Origin of the sequence: Haloarcula sp. Atlit-120R (genome assembly GCF_003665885.1) — an archaeon.
Classification (GTDB): domain Archaea; phylum Halobacteriota; class Halobacteria; order Halobacteriales; family Haloarculaceae; genus Haloarcula; species Haloarcula taiwanensis.
On the sequence record NZ_QPLN01000002.1, the window covers coordinates 163096 to 177604 of the forward strand.

Genomic DNA, 14509 nt, shown 5'->3' on the forward strand with positions numbered 1-14509 from the left:
CCCCACAGCGACTGCTATCCGCCGCGTACCGGCGCGGAGCTCCGTATGACGTGTGCCCGACGTGCTGACGCACGTCTGACGGCTCTGGCGTTCTACCAGCGAAACATGCCGTTTGTTCGGGTCACAGAGGGTGATATCTCTCTTTTACAGACCGTTCAAACCGCCACGAAAGTAGCGCCCAGATATCGGCTAAGAATACTTCGTAAAATGTCTAAAGGAATTTGAAACGGTTATAAAAAATGCGTTTTAGCTCGATTTGTCCTGAAAGTGACCGAAGTGACCTGAAGGTTCCTCCCTTTATATACTCCCGGCGGGGTTACGGAGGAGTGAGGTGACAAAGATGAGCGCTACCGCAACGCCCTCCGGCGAGGAAGAGCCCTCCAAAGAAGAGCGCCTGAAGTCGTTCCTCGCAGAGAAGGCAAGTGACGGCGAGATGTATTTCAAAAGCAAGTTCATCGCCGACGAAGTCGGTCTCTCCCCAAAGGAGATCGGTGCCCTGATGGTCAAGCTCAAGGACAGCGCGTCCGAGATCAACGTCGAAAAGTGGTCGTACACGAGCGCGACCACCTGGCGTATCGAGCCGGCGTAGGCGACTGGTCCCCGTGTACAGTTTTCGGACTCGTACCTGCTAACTGTGTGATCGTTCGCGGAGTATTTGTGCCCGCATCGTTTACGAGTAGTCGATGAGTGGCTCTGCCGATGACCCGCCGTCGCCCGACCGACTGGCTGGCGTATTTTCTGTCTCGTCAGTGCGGCGGGAAGACGGCACCGTTCAGTATATCGGCGACCCGCTAGTGCCACCAGCCGCCGTCACTGAGCAACTCAGGCCGGTGTTCCGACAGCAGGGCTATGACGTTCGGCTCGAAGAACTCGGCCCCAAATCGGCTGTGACGGCTGCCACGACGAGCACTGGTGGCACTGCTGTCGTCAGCCCCGGAGGCGATGACACCGGCTCCGGTGGGCCGCTGGGCGCGCGCCGGAACCAGTACGCGTTGATTGCGGAACCAATCGACAGGGACGTGGGCGTCCCGTGGCTCAACATCGGGCTTCTGCTGGCGACCATCGCCTCGACGCTGTACGTCGGCGCGAGTGCCTGGTACTACATCCCGGTCGCTGAGACCCCATTTCGCATCTTCGAGGCCTGGCCGTTCGTCGTGGCGATGCTTGGCGTGCTCGGCATCCACGAACTGGGCCACTACGCCGCGGCCCGCTACCACGGCGTCGACGTGACGCTCCCGTATTTCATCCCGTTCCCGTCGTATCTCGGCACGATGGGGGCGGTCATCAACATCCGCGGCCGCATCCCCGACCGCACGGCGCTGTTCGACATCGGCGTCGCCGGGCCGCTGGCTGGCCTTGTCGCGACAACAATCGTCACGGTCATCGGCCTCTCGATAGATCCGATTACGGTCCCGGAACGCGTGGCAAACAGCGACACCGGCGTCATCATCACATTCAATTACCCGCTCCTGTTTCAGGCGCTGGAAGCGCTGGTGAACGCGCTGGGGCTCGGGACCGAGGTCGGCCCCGGCGAGTCGGTCCATCCGATCGTGTTCGCCGGCTGGGCCGGGATGTTCTTTACCTTCCTGAATCTCCTCCCCGTCGGGCAACTCGACGGCGGCCACATCGTGCGGTCCATCGTCGGACAGCGCCAGGAGACTGTCGCCGCCGCAGTGCCCGGTGCACTGTTTGCACTCGCCGGCTACCTGTATTTCACCCGCGACCCGCCGCCGGTCGGCTTCGGCGTCTGGGGTCTGTGGGTGTTCTGGGGCCTGTTCGCTACCGGACTCGCGTATGCGGGTCCCGCCAGACCGACCGTGGACACGACGCTGGACCGACGGCGGACGCTGCTGGGGCTGTTTACGTTCCTGCTTGGGCTGGCCTGTTTCACGCCGGTTCCGTTCGAGATCAGCGCGATCTGACCGGTCGCTCGCGTCGCTGACGGCACGCTCTCAGTGTGAATACCCTCGATCCGGAAGCGGCTCGTCGTCGAGCGTGACGCCGCTCTCGGTGGCCGTACCGATCCGGTGAAGCGGGCACGGCACGGCCTGTTTGGCCTCGGGAACATCTGACTCGGGCAGCGTACACACCAGCTCGAAGTCCTCGCCGAAGAACACACCGAACTCCCTGCGCTCCTGTTCAGTTTCCGCGAGCGTGCCGGCCTGTGCGTCTATCGGCAGTGGCTCCTCGATAGCGAAGCCACAGCCGCTGGCCTCGGCTAACTGGTGGAGCGAGCGGGCCAGCCCGTCGCTCGAATCCATCATGGCTGTCGCGTGCGGTCGGAGCGCGACGCCAGCGCGTACGCGCGGCTCGAACCGGAAGAGGTCGTTCGCCCGGCCAGCCTCGCCCCGGTCGAACAGTTCGAGGGCGGCGGCTGAGCGACCGAGCGTGCCAGTGACACAGACCGCGTCGCCCGGCGTCGCGCCCGAGCGCCGGACTGGGGCAGCCGCGGAGCCGATGGCTGTCGTCGCGACGGTAAACTCGTCGTGGCTGTCCAGGTCGCCACCGACGTACTCTGCGCCGACCGCGTGACACACGTCCTGTGCGCCGTCGATGAACGCGCCGAGTTCGTCCCCCTCGAACGTCGGCGCGCCGTACGCGGCCACCGCGGCGGTCGCGTCGGCCCCCATGGCGGCCACGTCCGACAGCGAGGCCGCGACGGCTCGCCAGCCAGCCGTGTAGCGGGTCGTCCCCGCCGGGAAGTCCGTCCGCTCGTGGAGCATGTCGGTCGTGATGACCTGGTCGTCCACGACGGCGCAGTCGTCGCCCGCGTCGGGAAGCCGGTCGGCGAGGTCGGCGAGTGCAGCCCGCTCGTCCATACCCCGTCGTCGAGTTCCCGGGGCAAAACCCCCGTGGATATCCCTCGGCGAGACAGGGTCGGTGGGTTGAAATCGGAGACTGCCAATCCCATCCACATGGATGGGAACCGGATGGCGACTGTCGTCGGGTTCGCGGCAGCGCTCGCCGTCCTCGCGGGGCTGGTGTGGCTTGTCGGCATCGACGAGACGGTGGACGCGCTCGCGACAGCGGACCCGGCGGCGCTGCTCGCCGTCGCAGGCATCGCCATACTGTGGCTCGTCTCGTGGGGGTTAGCGCTGTGGACGGTCCTGCAGGCGCTGGGTGCATCGATGGCACCACACACTGCCGTGCTTGTGTTCGTCGCCGCCGTGTTCTCGAACAACGTCACGCCCTTTGGCCAGGCCGGCGGCGAGCCGCTGAGCGCGCTGTTGATTTCGACGGCCGCCGACTCCGAGTACGAGACCGGGCTGGCGGCTATCGCCACTGTCGATACGGTCCACTTCCTGCCGTCGGTCGGGTACGCCATCGTCGGCTTCACGTTCGTCGCCGCCGGTGCGGTCCAGTTGACCCGTAACCTGGCGTTTGCCGCCGGTGCTGTCGCGGTACTCGCGGTCGGCATCCCCATCGCCGCCGTTCTGGGCTGGCGACACCGGGACCGCATTCAGGCGGCGGTCGTTCGCGGTGTCGCACCCGCCCTCGCCGCGCTGTCGAGCGTCGTGCCCCGATGGTCACCGCCGTCCGCCGAAAACATCGAGGCGCGAATCGAGGGGTTCTTTTCGGCCATCGAGCGCATTGCGACCGACCGCCGGACGGTCCTCCAGACCTTCGGGCTCTCGGCGTTTGGCTGGGTCTGCCTGTCGGCGTCGCTGTGGACGTCACTGTACGCCGTTGGGGTATCGGTCCCAGTCGAAGTTGTCCTGCTTGTCGTCCCCGTCGGCAGCATCGCCAGCGTCGTCCCGCTCCCCGGTGGGTCCGGCGCTATCGAGACGGTGCTCGTGACGCTGCTCGTCTCGACGGCCCCGGTTTCGGCCGCACTCGCTACCTCTGCAGTACTGATCCACCGCGTCGGAAGCTACCTGTTGCCGACAATTATCGGCGGCGGCGTCGCCGCTGCACTCAGCGTAGACCAGGCGACTTCGCTTGAGGAGTGATTGCCGCGGTTCGTGGTATGAGCATCGCTGTCCTACGGGCGAGTGAACGGTTCACGCCCGCCGACTGCGAACGACGCGTTTAAATGACGGCGACGGAAAGCATTCTGCAATGGCTACACTCTACGACGTTCCCCCCGAGGAACTCATCGAGGCACTCACGGAGACGCTCGCAGACGAAGACGACATCGAAGCGCCGGACTGGGCAGAATACACGAAGACTGGCGTCGACCGCGAACTCCCACCCGAGCAGGAGGACTTCTGGGCCCGACGCGCAGCTAGCCTCCTCCGGAAGGTTGCCGTCGACGGCCCTGTGGGCGTCAACGCCCTCCGCTCCGAGTACGGCACCTCGAAGCAGGGGACGACTCGCTACCGCGTCCGCCCTCACCAGAAGACCAAGGGCTCGGGCAACATCATCCGGACGGCGCTCCAGCAGCTCGAAGACGCCGGCTACGTCGAGACCAGCGAGAACGACGGCCGCCGCGTCACCGGCGAGGGTCGCAGCCTCCTTGACGACACCGCGGGCGACCTCCTGACCGAACTCGACCGTCCGGAACTCGAACGCTACGCGTAACTGACGCCCTTCTGGCTGTTTTGCACCTGTCCTGTAGTCCCTGCTCCGAAATCGTTTTCCGACCGACCCCAGTATTTTTACACAACTATGAGTGGCGACCCCAGCGAGGAAGAACTCGAAGAGCTCCGGAAAAAGAAGATGGAGCAGCTCAAGGAACAGCAGGGCGGCGAGAGCGAGGGGCAGGAGGCCGCACAACAGCAGGCCGAAGCCCAGAAGCAGGCGGTTCTCAAGCAGAACCTCACGGACGGCGCTCGCAAACGGCTCAACACGGTCAAGATGTCCAAGCCGCAGGTCGGCGAACAGATAGAACAGCAGGTCGTCGCGCTGGCCCGCAGCGGCCGTGTGCAGGGGCAGATAGACGAAGACCAGATGAAGGAACTCCTCTCGGAGCTGACGCCCGACTCCAAGAGCTTCGACATCAAGCGCCGGTAGATGCGCTGTGCCCTGTTGTACAGCGGCGGCAAGGACTCGACGCTGGCGGCGCTCTTGCTCGACCCTTTTTACGACGTGACGCTCGTCAGCGGTTCGTTCGGCATCTGCGACACCGACCCCGCTCGGGAGAGCGCGTCGGCCGCCGGCTTCGATCACGTGACCGTCGAACTGGACTTAGACGTGGCTCACGACGCTGCCGAGCGGATCCACGACGACGGCTACCCGCGAAACGGTATCCAGCAGGTCCACGAACACGCCGTCGAAACCGTCGCCAGCGGTGACTGGCTCACCGATGCTGATGGTATCGACACAGTTGCTGCCGTGGCTGACGGCACCCGCCGCGACGACCGGGTGCCGACGGTGGACCGCCCGCTCGCCCAGAGCGTCGAGGACCGCTTCGACGTGGACTACCTTGCGCCGCTTGCGGGCATCGGCCGCGGCGCTATCGACGCGATGGCCGCAGACAAGCTCATCGTCGAGAGCGGCCCCAGCGCGGAGGTTCCGAAGGCAGACTACGAAGTCGAACTCCGCGCACTCCTGCGGGAGCGCTACGGCGAGGGTGCCGTGGCCGACGTGTTCCCCGAGCACACGCAGTCGCGCGTCAAGGGATTGCGGTAGCCGTTGGCCCCTCTAGGTACCCGCCCGGTCAGGCGATATCTCGCGTGGTATCCACGCTGATGCGGTCTGTGAGGTCGAGACAGATCGGCTCGGTGAGCGCTCGTCCCCCGCGGAACTTCGGAATATAGAGCCTGTTTTCGATGGCGTCGTCGCGTCGCTTCGTTTCGAGATCGAGCACGATGTCGCTCGTGTACTCCGTCCGGTGGCGCTGAGACGGCGTCCTGCCGTGTTTGAGCGCGTACAGGACTGCGATGCTGCCGGTCTGTGTGAGTCTGGCCTGCAGCGTTTCGAGGAAGGCCCGATACTCCCCCGTATCGGCGCGTTCGAGTGGCTCAACCGGATCGATGACGAGGAGTGATCCGTCGGTGAGCCCCTCAACATGCGCAAGCGCATCGCTGACCGGGGCCTCACGGTCTAGTTGACTGACCGCGAGGTCGTCGTAGGTTTCTCTCCGCGACCGCAGCGCTGACGTGACCGTCGTAGGTGCCTGTTCGCCGGAGAGATACACCGTCTCCTGTCGGGCGACGAACTCGGAGAGAAACAGCTCCGCCTGGCTCGCCGGCTCAGCGAGCAGCGTGACGAGGCTTCCAGTCGGAATGCCGCCGTTGAGCTTTCGGTCCAGCGCCCGGACACCCATCTCGAATCGCTGTGTCACTGTCTCACCCCGCGCCGCGTCCATCGAGCCGCTGCCCATCCCATACGATATCTCTCGGTGGAGGCGACCTTTGTTGTCGCCTCTCTAATACGGGCCGTGTCTCACCTAGTCTGTCTCTACCTCTCTTACCGCCAGCGTGCACTGGCTACGCCGCCTGTGATAGAGAGGGGGCTGGCAAACGCAGTAATGGGCACACCGTAGCGAGTCGCTACCCGTCCCTCATCTGTGGTTCTGGTCAGCGTGAACGAACAGGTTCAAGCGCGCCCTCGCTGTAGGCGCGGGTATGTACGACTCCGTCAAGGGCTTTCGCGACTTCTACCCCGAGGAGATGCAGGCTCGGCGCTGGGCCATGGACACGCTGGAAGACGTCGCACGGCGGTACGGCTTCCGGGAAATCGGCACACCGGCGCTGGAACCGACCGAGATGTACGTCGACAAGAGCGGCGAGGAGATTGTCGAGGAGCTGTACAGCTTCGAGGACAAGGGCGGACGCGAGGTGGCTCTGACGCCGGAGCTGACGCCGACCGTCGCGCGGATGTTCGTCGCCAAGCAACAGGAGCTGTCCAAGCCAATCAAGTGGGTGTCGACGCGACCGTTCTGGCGCTACGAGGAGCCCCAGCAAGGGCGGTTCCGGGAGTTCTACCAGACCAACGTCGACATCTTCGGGTCGTCGGAGCCGACGGCCGACGCCGAAATTCTGGCCGTCGCCGTGGACATGCTCACCGACCTCGGGCTCACGGGAGAGGACTTCGAGATTCGCGTCTCCCACCGGGACATCCTCTCGGGCGTGCTGGAATCGTTCGGGGCCGATGTGGACGTGCCCGAAGCGATTCGCGCGGTCGACAAGCGGGCGAAAGTCGACCACGACGAGTACCTCGACGCGCTCGTTGAGGCGGGACTCAACTACGGCCAGGCCGACAAGTTCGACGAGATGCTCCAGATTGACGCCGAGGAAATCGAAACGCTCGCGGACCTCACCGGCTCCGAGGATGTCCGCGCGGCGACTGACAACCTCCAGGCAGTGCTCGATGCGGCCGAGGACTTCGGCGTCCGTGAGTACCTCACCGTCTCGCTGACGACCGCGCGCGGGCTGGATTACTACACCGGTATCGTCTTCGAGTGCTTCGACTCGACGGGCGAAGTGTCACGCTCAGTGTTCGGCGGTGGCCGCTACGACGACCTCATCGAGGGCTTCGGCGGCCAGCCGACGCCGGCCGTCGGGTTCGCGCCCGGCCACGCCACGCTCCAACTCCTCTGCCAGCGGGCCGGCGTCTGGCCAGCCGAGGAGCTATCGACGGACTACTACGTCCTGCAGGTCGGCGACACGCGTCCGACCGCAGCCCGCATCGCCCGTGACCTGCGCGAGCAGGGCCACGTCGTCGAGAGCGACGTTGCCGACCGCTCGTTCGGTGCGCAGATGGGTTACGCCGACGGCATTAACGCCGAGACGGTCGTCATCGTCGGCGAGCAGGACCTCGAAAACGACGAGGTGACGCTCAAGGAGATGGACGACGGCGAGCAGGTCAGCGTCCCGCTCTCCGAGTTCCCGGGCGACCACGACCGGCCGACGTTCGATGACTTCGCGGAGTAACGCGGCCAAGCGGCAGGCAAACGACAGTAGCTTTTTGCGACCGCCGTGTTGATTGTGCGACATGCAGCTCCCCTCCATCGCCCTTCCGAGGTGGAAGCTTGTCGCGACCATCGTAATCGTTTCGACGGGCATCAGCATGCTCGCAGCCGTTGTCGGACTCGGCAACATACTTGCACCGGCCTCGATTATCCTCGGCTGGTTTATTCTGGCTCCGCTCGTCGGCCTTCTGGGATCGAAACTACCGATGGTTGAGCCGCCAGAGGGTGAGCCAGAGACGGACGATGGCGACACGACCATCCCCTCGGAATCAGCGGTGGACCCGGTTGACCAGCTCCGGGAGCGGTACGCTCGCGGCGAACTAACCGACAGCGAGTTCGAGCGACGGCTCGACCGGCTGCTGGAAACCGAACCTCTCTCAGCGAACAGCGGAACCGAAAACAAGGCCCGTGAAACTGACAGGGAAGTATCCCTCGAAACCGAGTGACGGCATCAGGGTCTACTGCCACGTACCACTATCCCTGCGTGTGGCTGTCCGTGAGTGGTCCAGTCAGAGCGCCCGTTCCATCTCCATCTCCACGCGTTCTTTGGCAATCGTCTCGAAGCCGACCGACTCGTACAGCGCCCGGGCGACGTGGTTCGTGTTCGAGACGGAGAGCCAGACGCGGTCGAGCCCGTTCTCCTGTCCGTAGCCAAGGAGGACACGGATGAGCCGCGAGCCGATGCCAGCGTGCTGGTAGTCCGGATGGACGAAAATCGCCAGTTCCGAGGTGTCCTGATACGGAACGAGGACGGCGTGGCCGACGGCGCGATCCTCGTGCCAGACAACGACGTTCAGGCCGTCTCCGACAAGGTTCGGTAGCCAGTCGCGGATGTCCGCTTCCGTCCGGGGTGGGACGCCCTGTGACCGGGAGTCGGGCCCGAAGTCAACATACATCTCCACCAGCGGGTCGATGGCGCCGTCATAGGCCTCGATTGTCACCGTCCGCCCGTCGTGGTCGGTGAACGTTTCGGGCGGGCGGGGGAAGTCGTGATCCGCCGCAGCGGCGTTGGACATACCCCATGCTTCGTTCTCAGCATGCCTAAGTTCGTCTATCCTTCCCAGCGACTGAGATTCGGGTGAGACAAGTGGCTCGCAGTCGACAAATCGGTATGCGCGCCTATCGCGTGGCCTACGACGGTCGACCGTATCACGGGTTTCAACGCCAGCCCGATGCCGACACCGTCGAGGGTCGACTGCGCTCGGCGCTCGTTCGCCTCGGTGTCTGTGAGCGCGGCGGAGAGCTACCCGAACGGTACGCGGCCGCCGGCCGGACTGATGCTGGCGTCTCTGCGCGGGCACAGACCGTCGCCTTCGACGCCCCGTCGTGGCTCTCGCCGGCGGCGTTCAACGGCGAACTCCCGGACGACATTCGCGTGTGGGCAAGCGCTGACGTTCGCGACGACTTTCACGCGACCCACGACCCCGCTGAGCGCAGCTACACCTACTACCTGTACGCACCGACGGACGCCGACCGGCCCGGACACGACCCAGTCGACGACCAGCGGTGGGCCCACGCTGTCGATGCGCTCGCCGGGACACACGACTTTCACAACCTCACGTCCGACGACACCGGCACTGAGCGGACCGTGGACATCGACTGGCACCGGGACGGCCGGTTCCTCATCGTCCGCTTTACCGCCGGTGGGTTCTGCCGCCAGCTGGTCCGTCGCCTCGTCTCGCTCGCGGCGGCTGTCGCGGACGGCTCGGCCCCGCTGTCGAAGGTCGACCGCATCCTCTCGCCCGACCCCGTCGACGGCCCCGACGGCGTCCCGCCGGCCCCGCCCGAACCGCTCGTACTTTCGGACGTGTGCTACCCGGAGGTGACGTTCACCCGGGACGAGGACGCTGCCGCGGACGCACGAGCGGTCTTCGCGCGTCGGCGCGCGACCGCTCGAACAACTGCACGAGTCGCCGACCACATCACTGACGGACTGTAGCTCCCCGCCGCTGAAACGAAGGCTTACTTCGACCCCGCTCCAAGGGCGGGCTATGAGTTCGGTACCCGCACGGAGCGACATCGACGAGGCGTACAAGTGGGACCTCGAATCCCTCTACGCCAGCGACGAGGACTGGGAAGCCGCCTACGAAGAAGCGGAGGAACTAATCGAAGATCTGTCGGCCTACGAGGGGCGGGCCACCGAGGACGCCGCCACCCTGCTGAAGACCCTGGAAACCTACGAGGAACTGATGCGGACGGTGTCGAACGTCGCCGCCTACGCCCGGATGCGCAAGGACGAGGACACGACGGACGACACCTACCAGGCCCTGACCGCCCGCTCGCAGTCGCTGTCCTCGGAGGCCAGTTCGGCGGCCTCGTTCCTCGACCCGGAACTGCAGGACCTGGACTACGACGACATCGAGGCGATGATCGACGCGGAGCCGGCGCTGGAACCCTACGAGCACTACTTCGACGACGTGCTCCGGATGAAAGACCACACCCGCTCGGCCGAGGTCGAGAACCTGCTCGCGGAACTGGGCGAGGTCACCGGCGCGCCCGGCGAGGTGTACAACATGCTCGCCAACGCCGACATGGAGTTCCCGACCGTCGAAGACCCGGACGGCGACCAGCAGCCGATCACGCTCAACAACTTCACGACGCTGCAGAAACACCCCGACCGCGAGTTCCGCCAGCGTGTCTACGAGGCATTCTACGACGAGTGGGAGACCGTCCGCAATGCCGTCGGCACGGCCTACAAGAACGCCGTCAAGACCGACGTGAAGATGGCCAACGCCCGCAACTACGACACCGCCCGCGAGGCCGCGCTGGACGGCCCGAACGTCCCTGTCGAGGTGTACGACACGCTTGTCGACACCGTCCACGATAATCTCGATACGCTCCACCGCCACGCCGACCTCAAGCGAGAGTCTATCGGTGCGGATGAGCTTCGGATGTGGGACCTCTACGTCCCGCTCGTCCAAGAAGAATCGCCTGAAATCGAGTACGAACAGGCCTGTGAGTACGTCACCGAGGCCGTCGCGCCGCTGGGCGATGAGTACCAGTCGCGGCTGGCCGAAGGACTGGACTCGCGGTGGGTCGACGTCTACGAGACCGAGCACAAGCAGTCCGGCGCGTACTCCGGGGGCACCTACGACTCCCAGCCGTTCATCCTGATGAACTATCAGGACGACGTGGAGTCGATGTACACGCTGGCCCACGAACTCGGTCACTCGATGCATTCGGAGTACACCAGCGAGGAGCAGCCCTTCGTCTACTCCGGCTACGAGATCTTCGTCGCCGAGGTTGCCTCGACGGTCAACGAGACACTGCTGACCCACCATCTGCTGGACACCGTTGCGGACGAACGCCTGCGTCGCCACATCCTCAACGAGTATCTCGAACGGTTCCGCTCCACTCTCTATCGGCAGACGATGTTCGCCGAGTTCGAGCACCGAACCCACGAGATGTCCGAGGCCGGCGAGCCGCTGACGCCTGACCGACTGGACGACCTCTACCGGGAGCTGAAAGGCGACTACTATGAGCCCGCGGCGCTCGACGACCGCATCGCCCGCGAGTGGATGCGTATCCCACACTTCTACCGGGCGTTCTACGTCTACCAGTACGCGACGGGCATCTCGGCGGCCGTCGCGCTTGTCGACGGGATCCTCGATGAAGGCGAACCCGCTGCCCAGCGGTACATCGACTTCCTCCGGAGCGGCTCGCGGCAGTACCCGCTGGAACTGCTTCGCGATGCTGGCGTCGACATGGCCAGTCCCGACCCGGTCGAGTCCGCGCTCTCGACGTACAGCGACTATCTCGACGAGTTCGCCGAGCTGTTGTAGGGCGACCAGCGGCGACTCGCTGCCTGCCCGCCTGTTCGAGCCACCAGTCTCACTGACCGCTACAGCCCCGCCTCGACACGGATAACTGTTTCACCCCTCCTGTGACCCGAAGGCACTTTGTGTCTCAACCGTATAGTACCGACCATCCAAATGTCGCGCAGTCCCTCGCTTCCGGAACGACCACGGTTGGAACTTGATCCCGATATGACGCCCGACGAGCGTCTGGAGGCACTCCGGGAACATTTCAAAGAAATAGTACAGGTCAACGAACAGCTGACTGAACAGCTTGACGCCGCCCGTGACCGGCAGCACGACCTCACGGACGAGGTCGACCAGCTGGAACGGGAAAACGAGACGCTCAAGACCTCCTCGCTGTACATCGCGACAGCCGAGGAGCTGACCGACGACGGCGTCGTCGTCAAACAGCACGGCAACAATCAGGAAGTGCTGACGGAAGTCTCGCCGTCTATCCGCGACGGGCTGGAGGCCGGCGACCGCGTCGCCATCAACGACTCCTTCGGCGTCAAGCAGATTCTCGACCCCGAGACCGACGCCCGTGCGCAGGCGATGCAGGTCGATGGCTCCCCCGACGTGAGCTACTCGGACATCGGCGGCCTCGAAGAGCAGATCCGCGAGGTCCGGGAAGCCGTCGAGGAGCCGCTGGTCAACGCCGACCAGTTCCGCGAGGTCGGCATCGAGCCGCCGAGTGGCGTCCTGCTGCACGGCCCGCCCGGCACCGGGAAGACGATGCTGGCGAAGGCTGTCGCCAACGAGACCGACGCGACGTTCATCAAGATGGCGGGGTCGGAACTGGTCCGGAAGTTCATCGGCGAGGGAGCGCGACTGGTCCGGGACCTGTTCGAACTCGCCGCCGAGCGCGAACCGGCTATCATCTTCATCGACGAGATAGACGCTATCGCGGCCAAGCGAACGGAGTCGAAGACCTCCGGCGACGCCGAGGTCCAGCGGACGATGATGCAACTGCTTTCGGAGATGGACGGCTTCGACGAGCGCGGCGAAATCCGCATCATCGCGGCGACGAACCGCTTTGACATGCTTGACCGAGCTATTCTCCGCCCCGGCCGCTTCGACCGCCTCATCGAGGTCCCCAACCCCGACCGCGAGGGCCGCGAGCGCATCCTCGAAATCCACACCGAGGAGATGAACCTCGACGACGACGTGGACCTGGGCGCGTTCGCCACCGAGACCGACGGGCTCTCCGGCGCGGAACTGGCCTCGCTGGCGACCGAGGCCGGGATGTTCGCTATCCGCGACGGCCGGACCACCGTCCAGCAGTCCGACCTCCACGACGCCCTAGAGAAAATCGAAGCCGACGACGACGCAAGCAGCGTGCCGGTCGCGTTCGCCTAACCACCTTTTTCAGCGTCGGGTCGCCTTTGGCGACCACTCCTTGAAAAACGTGGGCGAAAAATGCCGGCCGCTCGCTCCGCTCGCAGCCGGGGAAACCGGGGCCGTTGGCCGCGGTATGCCAACCGGGCGATGCTATCTCTCTTACTCTGTAGCAGTTTCGCCCTCTCGCTGGACCTGCTTGCGCTGCTCGTGCTCCCACTCCACCAGCCCTTGCTCCCACGCGATTTAAGCCACCCCGCCCGGTATCGGTGTCCGTGACAGAGCGCGCACGGACGCGACGGGCGTTTCTGGGGACGCTCGCGGCGACGACGGCCGGGTCGATTGCGGGGTGCCAGTCACAGTTCAATCCGCTCGCGTCGACGGCCCTGGACGAACGCGCCGCCACGCAGTTCCGGCAGGGACTCCTGAACCAGGGGTATCAGGACGCGTCGATTCCGGACGCTGTCGAGCGGGCCTGGGAACTGCCGGCCAATCGCGGGGACCACACCGCGGCAAAGGGAAGTCCCGCGCCGGCACCGACCGGCGACCTGATTCTGGCAGACGACACCGGCCGCGTGCGGGCCATCGCGCCGGACGGCGAGGTCCAGTGGTCGACGACGATTACGCAGGCAACGCGCGGGAGCCACGGCACGCCGGCCATCGCCAACGATACCGTCTACATCGGGGCCTACGACGGCGCGCTGTCGGCGCTGGACCTCGAAACCGGAAAGCGGCGCTGGCGGACAGAACTGGGCGACGCTATCGGTGCGAGTCCGACCTACTACAACGGATCGCTGTACGTCGCCGTCGAACACGCCGCCCCGAGCGGCAGCGTTGTCGCTGTCAACGCCGCGACCGGTGATGTGCAGTGGCGAGACAGTCGGCCGACCGACCACCCCCACTCGACGGTAGCGCTGGACCGCGAACACGGCCGCCTGTTGTTTGGATCGAACGACGGCTATTGTTACGCCTGGTCGTTTCCGGCCCTCGAACGGATCTGGCGGTACAACACTGGCGGCGATGTGAAAGCCCCTATCGCGGTCGCTGACGGGACCGCTATCGTACCATCGTGGGCCGAGACCGTCACCGCCATCGACGTGACCGACGGCTCGGAACTGTGGACCTTCGAGGCCGACGCCGACGTGATGTGTGCGCCGGCGGTCGACGACGGCACCGTCTACGTCGGCAGTCACGACGATCGGGTGTACGCAATCGACCTCGACAGCGGCGAGGAGCAGTGGCGCTACGACACCGGCGGCTGGATTATCGGGAGCACCGTCGCCACCCGGAACCACGTGCTCGTCGGGTCCTACGACGGCCGACTGTACGCACTGGAGCAGGACTCGGGTGCAGTGGCCTGGACCACGGACAACCGCGGCCACGTGACGAGTGCGCCGCTGGTGACCGCTGATGGCATCTACTACGCGGAGCGTGCCGTCGAGGGCGACCCGGACCGGCCGGGGATGTGTTACCGCCTCGTCCCGACGTAGCGAAGCGAAACCCCTTACCCCGCGGACCGTCG

The 14509-nt window shown here is 65.2% G+C and carries 15 protein-coding genes; 12 read left to right on the plus strand and 3 right to left on the minus strand.

Features of this window, described 5'->3' with window-relative positions:
- Positions 1-340 precede the first annotated feature (340 nt).
- Both DVK01_RS08090 and DVK01_RS08095 read left to right on the plus strand, forming a co-directional pair.
- On the plus strand, positions 341-589 hold the full coding sequence (locus DVK01_RS08090; RefSeq protein WP_004518404.1) for a hypothetical protein: 249 nt from the start codon (positions 341-343) through the stop codon (positions 587-589).
- Positions 590-683: 94 nt separating this feature from the next.
- Positions 684-1922: a site-2 protease family protein gene (locus DVK01_RS08095; RefSeq protein ID WP_121536285.1), complete on the plus strand. Its 1239-nt coding sequence runs from the start codon at positions 684-686 to the stop codon at positions 1920-1922.
- A 30-nt stretch (positions 1923-1952) separates the two neighbouring features.
- Here the strand turns inward: DVK01_RS08095 and thiL are convergent, their stop codons facing one another.
- Entirely contained in the window at positions 1953-2819 is an 867-nt protein-coding gene (thiL, locus tag DVK01_RS08100; RefSeq protein WP_121536287.1) for a thiamine-phosphate kinase, read from the minus strand.
- Positions 2820-2915: 96 nt separating this feature from the next.
- Between thiL and DVK01_RS08105 the strand changes: the two genes are divergently transcribed.
- The 4 genes from DVK01_RS08105 (at position 2916) to DVK01_RS08120 (ending at position 5571) form a co-directional block, all read left to right on the plus strand.
- Positions 2916-3950, plus strand: a complete 1035-nt coding sequence (locus tag DVK01_RS08105) for a lysylphosphatidylglycerol synthase transmembrane domain-containing protein (RefSeq protein ID WP_121511282.1) — start codon at positions 2916-2918, stop codon at positions 3948-3950.
- A gap of 109 nt (positions 3951-4059) precedes the next feature.
- Positions 4060-4521 (plus strand): 30S ribosomal protein S19e, encoded by a 462-nt coding sequence (locus DVK01_RS08110; RefSeq protein ID WP_053966456.1) that lies wholly within the window; start codon positions 4060-4062, stop codon positions 4519-4521.
- An 87-nt stretch (positions 4522-4608) separates the two neighbouring features.
- Positions 4609-4953 carry a DNA-binding protein gene (locus DVK01_RS08115; RefSeq protein ID WP_053966455.1) on the plus strand — a complete coding sequence of 115 codons (345 nt, stop codon included), beginning with the start codon at positions 4609-4611 and terminating at the stop codon, positions 4951-4953.
- On the plus strand, positions 4954-5571 hold the full coding sequence (locus DVK01_RS08120; protein WP_101349166.1) for an alpha hydrolase: 618 nt from the start codon (positions 4954-4956) through the stop codon (positions 5569-5571).
- Between the two features lie 28 nt (positions 5572-5599).
- Here DVK01_RS08120 and DVK01_RS08125 read toward each other — a convergent pair whose 3' ends face one another.
- Positions 5600-6265 carry an ATPase domain-containing protein gene (locus DVK01_RS08125; protein ID WP_121536289.1) on the minus strand — a complete coding sequence of 222 codons (666 nt, stop codon included), beginning with the start codon at positions 6263-6265 and terminating at the stop codon, positions 5600-5602.
- Positions 6266-6509: 244 nt separating this feature from the next.
- On the opposite strand from DVK01_RS08125, the gene hisS reads away from it, so the two are divergent.
- Positions 6510-7817, plus strand: a complete 1308-nt coding sequence (hisS, locus tag DVK01_RS08130) for a histidine--tRNA ligase (protein WP_121536291.1) — start codon at positions 6510-6512, stop codon at positions 7815-7817.
- Between the two features lie 61 nt (positions 7818-7878).
- Positions 7879-8301: an SHOCT domain-containing protein gene (locus DVK01_RS08135; RefSeq protein ID WP_101349169.1), complete on the plus strand. Its 423-nt coding sequence runs from the start codon at positions 7879-7881 to the stop codon at positions 8299-8301.
- A 63-nt stretch (positions 8302-8364) separates the two neighbouring features.
- On the opposite strand, the gene DVK01_RS08140 is transcribed toward DVK01_RS08135, so the two are convergent.
- Positions 8365-8871 carry a GNAT family N-acetyltransferase gene (locus DVK01_RS08140; protein WP_121536293.1) on the minus strand — a complete coding sequence of 169 codons (507 nt, stop codon included), beginning with the start codon at positions 8869-8871 and terminating at the stop codon, positions 8365-8367.
- Positions 8872-8966: 95 nt separating this feature from the next.
- On the opposite strand from DVK01_RS08140, the gene truA reads away from it, so the two are divergent.
- From truA to DVK01_RS08160, 4 genes are all read left to right on the plus strand, one after another.
- Positions 8967-9794, plus strand: coding sequence for a tRNA pseudouridine(38-40) synthase TruA (gene truA / locus DVK01_RS08145; RefSeq protein WP_121536295.1), 828 nt, complete (start codon positions 8967-8969; stop codon positions 9792-9794).
- Positions 9795-9846: 52 nt separating this feature from the next.
- Positions 9847-11637, plus strand: a complete 1791-nt coding sequence (pepF, locus tag DVK01_RS08150; RefSeq protein ID WP_101349172.1) for an oligoendopeptidase F — start codon at positions 9847-9849, stop codon at positions 11635-11637.
- Positions 11638-11787: 150 nt separating this feature from the next.
- Positions 11788-13008, plus strand: coding sequence for a proteasome-activating nucleotidase (locus tag DVK01_RS08155; protein ID WP_101349173.1), 1221 nt, complete (start codon positions 11788-11790; stop codon positions 13006-13008).
- A gap of 254 nt (positions 13009-13262) precedes the next feature.
- Positions 13263-14477, plus strand: a complete 1215-nt coding sequence (locus DVK01_RS08160) for a PQQ-binding-like beta-propeller repeat protein (protein ID WP_121536297.1) — start codon at positions 13263-13265, stop codon at positions 14475-14477.
- The last annotated feature ends 32 nt before the right edge of the window (positions 14478-14509 follow it).

What these genes read in the sequence shown, in the direction of transcription:
- hisS (WP_121536291.1), top strand. Translation starts at nt 6,510, where the DNA reads ATGTACGACTCCGTCAAGGGCTTTCGCGACTTCTACCCCGAGGAGATG.
- DVK01_RS08105 (WP_121511282.1), top strand. Translation starts at nt 2,916, where the DNA reads ATGGATGGGAACCGGATGGCGACTGTCGTCGGGTTCGCGGCAGCGCTC.
- DVK01_RS08095 (WP_121536285.1), top strand. Translation starts at nt 684, where the DNA reads ATGAGTGGCTCTGCCGATGACCCGCCGTCGCCCGACCGACTGGCTGGC.
- DVK01_RS08090 (WP_004518404.1), top strand. Translation starts at nt 341, where the DNA reads ATGAGCGCTACCGCAACGCCCTCCGGCGAGGAAGAGCCCTCCAAAGAA.
- DVK01_RS08115 (WP_053966455.1), top strand. Translation starts at nt 4,609, where the DNA reads ATGAGTGGCGACCCCAGCGAGGAAGAACTCGAAGAGCTCCGGAAAAAG.
- truA (WP_121536295.1), top strand. Translation starts at nt 8,967, where the DNA reads ATGCGCGCCTATCGCGTGGCCTACGACGGTCGACCGTATCACGGGTTT.
- DVK01_RS08140 (WP_121536293.1), bottom strand. Translation starts at nt 8,871, where the DNA reads ATGTCCAACGCCGCTGCGGCGGATCACGACTTCCCCCGCCCGCCCGAA.
- DVK01_RS08135 (WP_101349169.1), top strand. Translation starts at nt 7,879, where the DNA reads ATGCAGCTCCCCTCCATCGCCCTTCCGAGGTGGAAGCTTGTCGCGACC.
- DVK01_RS08155 (WP_101349173.1), top strand. Translation starts at nt 11,788, where the DNA reads ATGTCGCGCAGTCCCTCGCTTCCGGAACGACCACGGTTGGAACTTGAT.
- DVK01_RS08125 (WP_121536289.1), bottom strand. Translation starts at nt 6,265, where the DNA reads ATGGGCAGCGGCTCGATGGACGCGGCGCGGGGTGAGACAGTGACACAG.
- pepF (WP_101349172.1), top strand. Translation starts at nt 9,847, where the DNA reads ATGAGTTCGGTACCCGCACGGAGCGACATCGACGAGGCGTACAAGTGG.
- DVK01_RS08110 (WP_053966456.1), top strand. Translation starts at nt 4,060, where the DNA reads ATGGCTACACTCTACGACGTTCCCCCCGAGGAACTCATCGAGGCACTC.
- DVK01_RS08120 (WP_101349166.1), top strand. Translation starts at nt 4,954, where the DNA reads ATGCGCTGTGCCCTGTTGTACAGCGGCGGCAAGGACTCGACGCTGGCG.
- thiL (WP_121536287.1), bottom strand. Translation starts at nt 2,819, where the DNA reads ATGGACGAGCGGGCTGCACTCGCCGACCTCGCCGACCGGCTTCCCGAC.